Raw genomic sequence first — 12747 nt, forward strand, 5'->3', positions numbered from 1 at the left:
TCTGCTCTCCCTGAATGAAAAACGAATCCGAAATTCTTGATGAGGCGACTGTCGGCGCCGCGCGTTGGCATGGCGCGCTCGATGGCATGTATAAACAGCTGGTGTACGGTTGGGTTTTCGATCGGGATCGTCCGGACGCGCGCGTAATCGTCGAAGTCTGTCGTGACGATGTGCCGGTCGCCTGCATCTTGGCCGATGTGGCGCGTACCGACATGACTGCAGAACTTGAAGCACTTGGTGCGCACGACCTATGCCATGGCTTTGTGGCCGATCTCAGCGAGCTCTCGACCTCGTCCGGCGGCATCATCTCGGCGCGCGTGGCAAACACCGCAGTCACGCTGGCGGGCAGCTTCCGACAAGAGGAATCAAAGACACCGGCGGCGGCGGCCATCAATACCGTCGTCGGGGACGGCGGCCTACGCCTACATGGCTGGGCGCTCGATCCTACCGACCAGAAGCGAACCGTCGCGGTACGTGCTTTCATCGGCAATGAGATGGTGGCGCAAGTCGCCGCCAACATCATCCATCCTTCGATGCGCGGCTACGTCGATGGCGCGCATGGCTTTGACCTTGCCCTGCCAGCGTCACTAGCTGATGGCGAAGTGCATAGCGTGCGCGTGGTGGATGACGAGGGACGGCCGCTGAACGGCAGTCCGTTGACGATCTGCTGCTCGATGGATGGCCTGGTCGGCTTGCTACCGGACGACGCCGACGAACTACTGCTGAAGGTGGCCGATATCTATCAGCGTCACCTTCCGCGCAGCCTTCCCACGTCGGCCTGGCCGGAATGGTCCGCCCGCTTCGACAGCAAAGGCCCGGCCACCCTGCCGACACTGACGACCGCCGTGATTGTGACTGGCGAAGCGGATGCAGCGGCGCTGGAGCGTACACTGGCTAGCTTGCAATCACAACAAGGCATGACAGTGCAGGCTTTTTCCGGGCTGCCATTCGCGGCGCTGCTGCAGCAGGCACTGGCATCAAACTGCGAAGTGGTCTGCTGCGTGCGCACCGGCGACACTCTGGCGCCGCACGCACTGGCCTGGGCGCTGGAAGGATTCGCTCTGCCCCACGCGCAACTTGTGTATACCGACAGCGAAACCAACGGAACGCCGTGGTTTAAACCGGCATGGAATCCCGACTATGCGTTGGCCAGCGACTATCCGCTCGACCTGCTGCTGGTTCACCACACTGTGGTGAAAGACCTACAGGAAGTACATACCCCTGCTGATTTTGCATGGTCCGCATTGGCGTCGGCGTGGGCACAAGGATCCACCAGCATAGTCCACGTGCCGCGTGTGCTGTATCAGATGCTTTCGCCACTTAGCGAGGATGAACGCAACGCACGCTGTGTCGCAGTTTCACGCGCGCTGCACGCAGTAGAACCATTGGCACAGATCGAAGAGCTGGACAAACTGCCAGCAGGGGTAACGCACGCCGCTCGTCGCGTACGCTATTTACTCCCGAAGGGCGCACAAGACATTACTGTCAGCCTGGTAATTCCCACCCGCGACCGCGTTGATCTGCTGCAGCGCTGCATCAGCACGATCCAGGCATTCACACAGTGGCCAAGGCTTGAGATCATCGTGATCGACAACGGCTCGGTGGAAGAAGTAACGCGTACTTACTTTGCCGAAGTCGCGCAACAAGGTGTACGTGTACTAGCGATGCCAGGCCCCTTCAATTATGCCGACCTTAATAATCGTGCAATTACGGAGGCTAGCGGCGAGATTATTGGTCTAGTCAATAACGACATTGAAGCGCTGCACGAGGGCTGGCTAGAAGAGATCATATCCCAATTACTGCGGCCGGAAGTAGGCGCCGTCGGTGCGAAGTTATTATGGCCGAATGGAATGGTACAGCACGGCGGCGTCATACTGGGGGTCGGAAATGTCGCCGGACATTTCGGAAATTGCCTAGCGGCTAACGACTGGGGAGACCACGGGCGTAATCAACTCGCGCAACAGGTCAGCGGTTGCACCGCTGCTTGTCTGTTCTTAAGGCGCCGAGACTACCTAAATGTACACGGCATGGACGCCCATGCGTTTCCGGTGGCTTTCAATGATGTAGATTTATGCTTAAAGATCCGTGCTTCTGGAAAGAAAGTTATCTGGACGCCGCATGCCAAACTTTTGCATGCTGAATCAGCGAGCCGTGGCCACGAAGACACACCTCAGAAGCAGGTACGCTCGCGCCGCGAAATCGAAATGTTGCGCCTACGATGGGGCGATGTTTTGCCGGCCGATCCAGCATACCATCCGAGCTTGAATCTAGATCCCAATAGTCAGGCGTTTGGCGGCCTTGCTCTTCCACCACGTAACCGTAGTCCCCGTAGTGGAGGACTCGCAACGAGATAACGTGGTCGACCTCAATTGAGATCAGCTATACCATCGCAAGAAGGAAAAATGCTTAAATTCTCGAAAAGGACTAAACCAGTCTTTGAAATGTTTGCGATTACAGAAAAATTCAATAATATAAAAGTCACATGCCAAAAACGGAAAAACCACGTGTATGCTTAGTATTCGGAACCCGTCCCGAAGCCATTAAAATGGCACCTGTTGCATTAGAGTTCGCCAAATCGGCCAGAGTCGATACCAAAGTGCTTGTTACCGCACAACATCGTGAGATGCTGGATCAAGTCCTGCGAATATTCAATATACATCCTGACTTCGATCTCAACCTGATGAAGCAAAACCAGGATCTCTTTGACGTAACCAGTGCAGTACTTCTCGGGCTTCGTAAAGTATTTCAGAACTGGCGCCCTGATTTGGTGTTAGTTCATGGTGATACAACAACGACCTTTGCCACATCACTTGCCTGCTTCTATCTTAAGATTCCTGTAGCGCACGTCGAAGCCGGATTACGCACAGGGGATCTTCACTCTCCATGGCCAGAGGAATTCAACCGGCAAACAGCCGGAAAGCTGGCCTCACTTCATTTTGCTCCAACACCTACGGCTCGAGAAAACCTAATGCGAGAGGGCATTCCTTCGGACTCAATTCTGGTAACTGGTAATACCGTTATCGATGCCCTTTTGGCTGCGTCGGATCTTATCCAGCAAGATTCAGAGATGCAATTACGCTTAGAGCAGCAATTTTCCTATCTTGATGATAAAAAACACCTAGTTCTAATCACAGGCCACCGACGCGAAAATTTTGGTGGCGGTTTTGAAAATATTTGTAATGCAATCGCTAGGCTATCAGACCGGGAAGACGTAGAATTCGTTTATCCAGTTCATTTTAATCCCAATGTACGAGAGCCTGTAGAACGTCTCCTCGCCGGCCGCAACAACGTCCACTTGATCGAACCGCTCGATTACCTCCCTTTTGTCTATTTGATGAAGCGTTCGTATTTGATACTAACTGACTCCGGCGGCATTCAAGAGGAAGCGCCATCTCTCGGAAAGCCGGTACTGGTAATGCGTGACACGACTGAAAGACCAGAAGCTGTCACAGCGGGCACGGCGCAGTTGGTCGGAACGTCTATGGATGCAATCGTTAGCCGCACCAGCGCACTGCTTGATAATTACGATGATTACCAAAAGATGGCACAAGCGAGTAACCCATTCGGGGACGGCCTCGCTTCTACACGAATCTTGGAAAATTCAGTTAAATATTTGAATAACAATTAAATTGCCAAGGCAAGTTTCGGAAAAAATAATGGACAAAGAATTATCTTCTGCCAGCACCGCCACCACACGGACGACTTTCCCCCTACGAATTACTGGAGACGGCTTCACAGGAAGTATTGACACTTTTTCTAGGACAAGTGTTAGCGGATGGATTGCCCTACAATCTCGCCCTAATGCGAAGGCGACAGTTCAGTTAATCATAAATATGGTATTGCGGGGCGAGCATACTGCTTCCGAATTTCGAGTTGACTTGAAGGACGCCAGGGTTGGAGAAGGTCATGGGTACTACGGATTCCAGATCGACCTAACCCACTATAATGAATATTTTTCCAATTCACTAAACAGTGTGGAACTGCGAATTGGTGAGATGAATGCTTCCCTATGGAACGGGTCGATGTACTTTGCATTTGATCCTTACACATATTCTCCGCCAAACAATGAGCAAAGTCTTCGTACGCTCAACATCTACACAATTACCTTCTTTGATCTTGAGGGCAATACATATTATTCTGGCGGTGCGGAGCGATATCTAGTTGATCTAGTTGAACTCTGTCGCAATAAAGGATTTGACTGCAAAATCGTACAGGCCTCCAGTGGCGAAAAATGGCGTCGTTACTATCGAGACATCGAGGTAATTGGGATTCCCTGGAATCGCTCTAGCATCTTAGATTTGTCGAGGTCGTTCGCAGAAATTGCCGAACCGGGCAGCCATGCCATCTTTTCACCATTTATTTTGGCCACCGCTTTTTGCCCACAGGGCTCTATTGGAATTTCGCATGGGATTTTTTGGGACCTCGATGGGAATTGTTACTCACAAGGCGAAAATCATGTGTTACTTCATTCATCTCTAAAACATCTGGATCATCTCGTATCAGTCGATGCAGCCACGTTGAATTTTCTACGTGCAGCAGCCCCAGTCGACCTAAGCCAGACCAACGCAAAGGTAATTATTAACTATGTGGACGGTACCGGCTTTGATCACGCAATTGAACATGGGACGAGCAAACAAGACGCAATAATTTCGCATGTCCGGAAGCTAAAAGAAAATGGCAAGACCGTTTTCGTCTATCCACGCAGATTGTATGCTGCACGCGGCCTTGATATGCTGATTGAAACTGCCACTCATCTTTTGCCACAGCACGAAGATATGGTAGTTTTATTCGTTGGCCGCGGCGATGTAGTTGATACTCAGAAGGTTGCAAAACTTGCTGAATTATATCCATCTCAAGTGTTTCACACTTGGCTCGAAGCTGACGACATGCCTCAGGCGTATGACGTGGCTGACGTGGTGCTTGTTCCAACGCTACATAGCGAAGGAACATCGTTGAGCTGCATCGAAGCAATGCATTGTGGCAAATGCGTAGTCGTCACCCATGTTGGCGGGCTTCCCGAGCTCGTTATTCATCAATATAACGGTTTGGTAATTGAACCGAATTCAAAGAGCTTACTCGAGTCAATCATACTGTTATTAAAAGATAGCGACCTACGCTCGAGATTGGGATTGAATGCTTGTAATGTCGCCAAGTCTTTAAGTAAAGATATGTGGACGCGGTCATGGAAGCAGTTCCTAGACAAATGCCATCCGAATATCGAAAGCGACACAAAGACATATTATTCAGAGCCTAGGGTATTATTCTATCATCCACCTGTCCCGGGTATCGAACTGAACGTCATGAATCAGCGACCGCAGGCGTTGATGAGCGACCTCGCCTTAATGGGAGCGCAAACATGTTTTGCACAAACCTCTCAAACAAAAAATGTTAAAATTACACTCCCTCGCAACATGGAGCTCATCAGTGAGAAAGGAGAGATCTTCTCCGATCATGCTGTAATCCTTTGTTATTATCCATATACACTAATTGGGTATGGCGAGGAGTTTAGCAAACGCCTGTCGGGTGGTGATGCTTTAGCATTCCAACGTTTGCAGCAAAAGTATGCTCACCACATAACTCGCCAACCGAATCTATATGCTAAGAAAATTTCCTTCTGGTTCGATTATCTCGATCACAAGGATATCCACCCTGACGAAGATGCAAAAACCTTAATTGAGCTGGGAATCAAATACGCAGATATATTGACCACTTCGTCCGTACTTCTTTCAGAAACGATTAAGCCAGAACGTCCCGATGTCGTTTACTTGGGCAATGCTGTTTCCATGGATTGGTTACAGGCAGTATCAGGCAATTCTAGACGAAGCAGCCCGAACACTATGTCGGCAGTATTATCGTCTGACGTAATGCAAGACGTTGCGGCTTGGCGACGCGACGGTTATAAGATAGGAATCTACTGGGGCGCCCTTGCAGACTGGAATGATGTTTCGTTTTTAGATGAACATAATCATCTGGTTCGGTATATTCTCGTTGGTCCCATTTCGGATAAGAAAATCCGTCAACAAATCAGAAGTTCTTCTATTTGTACACACATCGAATATATGGAACCTGTCGGACTGGCACAATTATCACGACTTGCCCAGTTCGCGCTCATTCCTTTCAAATCGAATTCAGTGACAGAGCATGTGAACCCTCTCAAACTTTGGGAATATCTGGCTCTCGGCCTGCCTGTGATTGCGCGTTCTACCGGTGAATTGAAAGCACAAGTAGTCCGTATGTCCCAGTCCGAACGACGACAGGTTCATTTAGTAGACGAGGACATGTCCTTTGGAAATGCCATTAGGTTCCTACTGGAAGGTAACCGCCTAGAACGATTAGCGCTACCACCGCGTATTTTTGCGTTTGATTCCGGCCCTCTTTTAAAGCAGGTTAATAAAGCAGGTGCTCATAAACAACGCTTATTGATGAGTGAACATGATTTGGCAGTTTGGTTTGTTCCGGCGTCAGTACAAACGCCAGGAGTACAAGCCAGCAACGTTGATAGCAAGTTCATTCTCGAAATGCCAGCGGATTTAGATGTTCGTTTAGCCCCGCGCTGGGATTTGGTCCCTGCTACGGAGGCTATTCTAAAAAGATGCAACTTGCGACTACGTCTTAACAAAGATATCGCATTGCTTAAAGATGTAATTCTTGAAGTATTTGGCAAGAATGGAAAGCAGTATGAACTTCTTGGCAATGCTAGACCAGCTACAAACGGCTTGGTTTTGATTGATCTCGAGAACATTTCTTCGGTTTTCGAACAGATATGCATACAATTACAGCTTCCATTACAAATACCAAATCAGCACGGTAAGCGGCGGGTTGTGTTGGACTGGGAGTACGTCGAGGTTGAATTTACTATCTAATGGATAATCAGGTGAGCGAGAAAGAGCCATGGGGGTTGTCGATTTTACGACAACTGCGCCCCGATCTAGTAACTCTGCAATATTCCATGAAATCCGCAGATGAAGGGAACCTATGGTTTTTCGAGTGGCTCCTCACAAACGGAATTAAAGAATATGCATTTCTACTTGAAGACCAGGAATTTCATGCTTACCTGAAAGCACCGAGTCCAATTCCTGGACTCACCTTTTTGCAATATTGGATATACAAAATCCGGGATGATGTGCAGGCGGCTTTTCCCCTTCCGGGACAAATAAAGGGTTTCCTCGAATGGTATGACTTACATGGCGTTGTGGAATATGATCTCGGACGCTGGAATGCCGATGAAGTCCGGCGTCCAAATATCGAGGAGAAGCTTTCTTTCGGTGTAAATTTGATTGGCTACGCCTTTGGCCAGCTCGGTATTGGTGAAGATTTACGTATGGCTGCGCACGCCTTACACGCGGCTGGTGTGCCATTCACTATTATCAACTTTCCACCAGGGACGGATATTCCAGTTGGAGACCGCTCCATAGAAAAGTATGTCGACACTAAAGCGCCCTATTCCATCAACATTTTTTGCTTAACGGCACTGGAGCATGCGAGGTTCGTACTCACAAATGGAAAATCGTTAACTCGAGGACGTTATAATATAGGGTACTGGCCATGGGAGCTAAGCCGATGGCCTAAATCGTGGCGGAAAATTTTTGGTATTGTCGATGAAGTATGGGCTTCATCGAAACATACCTTTAATTCAATCGCACCAGAATGCCAGGTCCCGTTAAAATTTATGCCAATGGCTGTTGACTTGGGGCCTATAAACGATCTGAGCAGAGAGAATTTTGGATTACCAACCAAAGCTCATCTGTTTTGTTTTTCGTTCGACCTTAATTCTTCGATGCACCGTAAAAACCCGATGGCATCCGTGAAGGCCTTTCAGATGGCTTTCCCACACAACATTAGATCATTCTCAAAAGACGAAGTAGGTCTAGTTATCAAAGTTCACAAGCCCAGCAAGCCCAATGCAGCATGGGATGAACTGAAAGAGGTAGTGTCTCAGGATGAACGTATTCATATTGTAGAGAAGACGCTATCTCGCCCCGACCTACTAGCGCTTTATCGGGCATGTAACACCTTTATCTCGTTACATCGCGCCGAAGGTTTTGGTCGGGGGATAGCGGAAGCTCTTCTTCTAAAACTGAACGTCATTACTACAGGTTACTCAGGAAATGTCGACTTTTGCGCAGCACCTCAGACACTATTGGTGCGAAGCAGCTTGATTCCCGTCAAGCAGGGTGAGTATCCATACCACGACGATCAAGTATGGGCAGATCCCGACGTAGATCATGCAGCGGAGCGTATGACAGAAGTCTATGGCAGAAAAACAGGGAAAAGCCTTGCACTTAGCTCACAGTTTTCCGTGAGCAACGTCGGAGAGTCTTATCGATTGCGGTTACGAGAAATTGATATGCAATTATCGAATTAACTTAGCTTCGCGGAGGGCTGTCTCCGCGCCTGATGCCGTTTTCTCCTGAAATATAGAAGATACGATTTTCTCAATCTGCATATTATTTAATGAGAGAAGTTTATCGATATTAGTTATTTCGATTGAAAGAAATCCTCTGGCGAATTTTTGCAAAATTTCGACTTGAATGTTTTTCTCCGCGTCCATCACCCTTTTTTCGAGAACAACTTCATTTCTCAAAAACATGTCAGTATAAAATCCGAAGACCCCGTTTTTTAGCAGTTTCTTCGCGACGTCTACATCATTAATTGTGTGAATATAAGTTCTAACGCCAATTTTATTGAGGCTGGAAACGAAATCCTCATTATAACGATCGCAGCTCATAGTCACATATGCGATCGGAGTGCGACTGGCGAAATCTAAAACTTCCTCATCAGAATCAGCCGTCTGATATAGCGTATAGACATATCTTGGAAAATTATAAACAGATTCAATTGCGCTAAACATTTCCGCATTATAAATTTGAGGCATGACACGATTCAACACTTCAGGCCCAATTTTTTTTGCGGCAGTTACGATTTTTTCGAATTGAAGCTTCACTAGGTTCAAGTCCAAGTATTTTGTATCAGTGATTAAATAGGCATCTTTTCTCTCCCCCAGAAATCTTAGTACTTCATCGATAGAAAGCGGAGAGTAGTTACCTAAAATTTTCTGATTGATAAACCAATCAAAGGAGGCAGGCTCGTCTCGAGAAACTCCTTGCGGCCTGCTTTGAGCCAGATGATCATACAAGTAATCGAGCCAGTCATGCCTGGCAACTAAACGATTATCGCTAGTTAATTCAAAGTCGATCTCAAAAACTCTATGTTCGCGATGATTGTAGCTATGCTCTAGTGCTTCCTTGGAGTTGGTATAACAAATACCACCTATTTCACCTCCGGCATGGGAAACTAAAATTTCATCTTCAAGATAGCTCGTGGAAGATCTGGGACTTTTGGCCAAGAATAGGCTACCGTTCCTGAATATAGTGGCAAAGGTATCGAAATTTAAACCATGAGCAGATGTGCCATCGCCGTCAAAAGTAACAATATTCAGTCCTCTCTGTTGAAGACTCATCTGTACTCCTCTAACATATATAGCACATGAGTTTCCAACCTTTGCCCCTTGACTGATGACGTTTACTTCCGTTCCTCCCAGTAATCCCGTCCAAGACAGTTCTGATTGAGCACACGCCTCATATAGCACCTCAAATTTACCGTCCTCTATTTTCTTCGCACACCAAATATAACTAGCATACAAATCCAAGCGGGAAAGTTTCAAAATTCCAAGTTCACGAAGTCTTTTAATGGTAGCCTCGTCTAAAGCCTGAGTACCTTCGTCTTTCAAAGCTATAATTACATTAGCTCCTGGTGCGATACCCTCTAGGTAATCCGCTATCGATTGGCCAGTGATAGTTTCCACTGCGTATCCAAACTGCAAAAAATAGGGGATATAATGACTGTCGTGGAAGCAATAGTCACGATGACGTAGCGAGAGATCGGTTTCTGCAAATCGCTGCAGCACAATACCTTTATCCCGAAATACCTGAGATGCATAAGAATAAAATACATCGAGCTCTGCCGAGTTCATGGCCTCTTGTTCTATTAACGTCTGAGAGAAATATATAGCCCCCCGCGGTACTGCATTCAGTGGAATATGATTCGACATGGTTGGTCCTAACGGTAACTATTTATTTTCCAAATCCGGGACGCGCCAAATAAATCGCATCGTCATCGAACAATGTCATACAACTATCGATTCGTTTTATCGAGACGACCTCGCCACGCTGCATATCAATTGCGACAATATTAAGTCCGCGTAGTTGCTTGGAATGGTTAATACCATCGATAAAAATAGAAGCATCAGGGTTTCCGGCAACACTTCCGACGCTCACCACTCGTAGCGAAAATGGAAGAGTAAACCCACGTACAATCTGCCCAACCGAAAATTTGAAATTTAGCGGGATGGCTGCCACTTCCTCTATTAGGGAGATATACCCCCTATTTTTATAAATCACGTTTATATAGCTAAATCGATACATTTGATTATTTAGCTTAGAGAATCCAAATTCGCGGAATTCTTGAACGGCTTCCTCGTCGAATGCAGATGCTGCTTCATCAGCGCAGGCTACTACGATCAGACAGTGATCTGGAAGTAAACGCAGATATTCCGACATTCGCATTCCAGACTTAGCAGTGATATCGTATCCGGCCACACGAAAATCATGAATATAGTCCGATCCCGACAAATAGATAGGTCTTGTGTTGGAATTGATCTCGACGTGGCGGCGCAAGGCCACCTCCAATGGCATTGCATCTGAAATATCTCTGACAAAATTCAAAATTTCGCTTTCATCGCCACCCAGTGCATGCACATGATTATTTTCGATAACCGGAGAAAATGGGATCAATATAGCGTTCCGCTCGAATCTTGCAGATGAAATAAATTCATCGACGTGAGGAGAAAATGGCACGGTCGTCTTGCGAGCGCCGGTAGCAACCAACGCGTCGTTTTGAACAGCAAATTTCGAGGCATGCACTTGCTGCTTAGAAAAATCTCGCCGGTGTTTTACATACTCAATATCATACTCTACGGAATTTGAGGCCAAGCTTAAGAGAACTCCGTCATCGCCTGTGGTAACGAGGAAGATTTTCTCTCTGGTTGCAAATGAACCAGGCAATTGCGTGGATAATGGAACCGTTCTATCACGATCCACATTAAATAAATCCGTGCCGAATCCGTATGTAATGGGAGGCAGTCCTAGGAGATGAAGCAGTGTTTGCCCCACATCCATCGCGCTACCGACTTGATCACTAGTATGGACAGATAAAAGATCTGCATCCGGAGCTGCAATAACAAACGGAATTTTTGCGATTTTTGCCGCTGAAAGCGCAAGTCCTACAATCTGATCGACGTTACTTAGATGAGCCAATAATGCTGGGATATCACGATGCACAATTCCTTCATGATCACCATACATGGCAACAATTGTGTTTTCGAGTAACCCCTTTTTATCTAGCTCGCCCCAAAATGCCTCTAATGCTCTATCCGTATAATTAACGCAATCGAAGTAGTCCCCTAATTCTTTGGGAACTCCTTCAAGGTCAAGTTTTTTTTCATTATCGGGGAGTACATAAGGGTAGTGGGAAGTTAAAGTAATTGCGAAGCCAAAGAAGGGCTTTCTGACAATTGAAAGTTTCTCAGCTATTTGCTTAAAGAAACTCACATCAGAAATCCCGAAGCCGATGTTATCAGAAGCAACGAGTTCCTCACGCGCAATAAACTCATCAAACCCAAAGGCTTTGAACATAGCTCTTCGGTTGTAACCATCTCCCGAAAAGCCATGAAAAGCATAGGTAGAATATCCATTTTTTGAAAGAATAGCCGGAAGGCCCTCAAATCTCTTTCCAAAATGCCGGTAGTTAGTCACCTCGTCACCCTGAGGATACAGGGACTGCAGGACAGCCAACTCGACATCCGCCGTATGTCCCATTCCATATTGGCTGTAAATTTCGGAAAAATATATTCCGGATCGCGCCAGCTTGTTCAGAAATGGGGTAACCTCTTGACCATTTATCTTATGTCCGATTAGAAATCCCTGAAAAGATTCCAGTTGAATCAATATTGCGTTTTTGTCTTTTAATTTACCAAACCACTTACCGTCGTGCTTTTCGATATTTTTTGGAACTCTACTAAGAATATCTTCGCTTGGATTATTTCCAAAATCAAACACTCCGAATACAATTTCCATGAATGTACCGGCTTTCTGCTCGCCTCGTCTATGTAATAAGTAGCAGCTTGCAATTGAGATTACTCCCAATATAGCGAACACGCTCGGAAAACGCACAGACTCTAAATTCCACAACATTGCACAGGCAAGAAGGTATGGCACGCCCAGCAATAAATCGACGCGTCGTGCTAGAGTTTGAAAAGAGTTTCCAACAATTCCAGAATATTTCCGAAAGTTTTTCCGCTCCATCCATATATGCTTCAGTTGCTCCACTCTAATTCTGCTACCGAAAAAACGAAGATATTGGATGTTCAGGTAAAATAGCAAGCCGTTTAAGCTGAAAAAACATAATGCGGCGGGTTTTGAGAAACTTGCAATCCAGATGCAAATAGACACAAAGGCTAACTGCCCAAAAATTTGCGCCATATTTATTTTTACATTAGCAATCTTATTGGTTGAGATTAGAGATGTGGCACTCCACGCAACTAATGCGATAAGAACGATTTCGATTTGATTCAAACAGTTCTCCAACAAGTATCTAGCAAATAATTCTCATGACCATGACTCCGGCTCATACAGATTAGACTACAAAAACAGAAATATTTTAGGTGTGCAGACGCTCTCGACCTAGTTC

The 12747-nt window shown here is 46.6% G+C and carries 6 protein-coding genes; 4 read left to right on the top strand and 2 right to left on the bottom strand.

Annotated features, from left to right (window positions below; translation table 11 throughout):
• Window positions 1–14: 14 nt before the first annotated feature.
• The 4 genes from AC3A6F_RS09460 to AC3A6F_RS09475 all read left to right on the top strand — a co-directional run bounded on the left by AC3A6F_RS09460 (window position 15) and on the right by AC3A6F_RS09475 (window position 8365).
• Window positions 15–2354 (top strand): glycosyltransferase, encoded by a 2340-nt coding sequence (locus AC3A6F_RS09460; RefSeq protein ID WP_487680075.1) that lies wholly within the window; start codon window positions 15–17, stop codon window positions 2352–2354.
• A 128-nt stretch (window positions 2355–2482) separates the two neighbouring features.
• Window positions 2483–3628, top strand: a complete 1146-nt coding sequence (gene wecB, locus AC3A6F_RS09465; protein ID WP_487680077.1) for a non-hydrolyzing UDP-N-acetylglucosamine 2-epimerase — start codon at window positions 2483–2485, stop codon at window positions 3626–3628.
• A gap of 28 nt (window positions 3629–3656) precedes the next feature.
• Window positions 3657–6863: a glycosyltransferase family 4 protein gene (locus AC3A6F_RS09470; protein WP_487680079.1), complete on the top strand. Its 3207-nt coding sequence runs from the start codon at window positions 3657–3659 to the stop codon at window positions 6861–6863.
• 11 nt (window positions 6864–6874) lie between these two features.
• A complete protein-coding gene (locus AC3A6F_RS09475; protein WP_487680081.1) occupies window positions 6875–8365 on the top strand; it encodes a glycosyltransferase in 1491 nt (496 codons plus the stop codon).
• Here the strand turns inward: AC3A6F_RS09475 and AC3A6F_RS09480 are convergent.
• Window positions 8354–10051: a phosphatidylinositol-specific phospholipase C/glycerophosphodiester phosphodiesterase family protein gene (locus AC3A6F_RS09480; protein ID WP_487680083.1), complete on the bottom strand. Its 1698-nt coding sequence runs from the start codon at window positions 10049–10051 to the stop codon at window positions 8354–8356. The two genes, AC3A6F_RS09475 and AC3A6F_RS09480, sit on opposite strands and share 12 nt — an antisense overlap.
• Before the next feature lie 22 nt (window positions 10052–10073).
• Window positions 10074–12632 (bottom strand): sulfatase-like hydrolase/transferase, encoded by a 2559-nt coding sequence (locus AC3A6F_RS09485; protein ID WP_487680085.1) that lies wholly within the window; start codon window positions 12630–12632, stop codon window positions 10074–10076.
• Between the last annotated feature and the right edge of the window lie 115 nt (window positions 12633–12747).

Source organism: Massilia sp. Soil_C_3 (assembly GCF_057657035.1).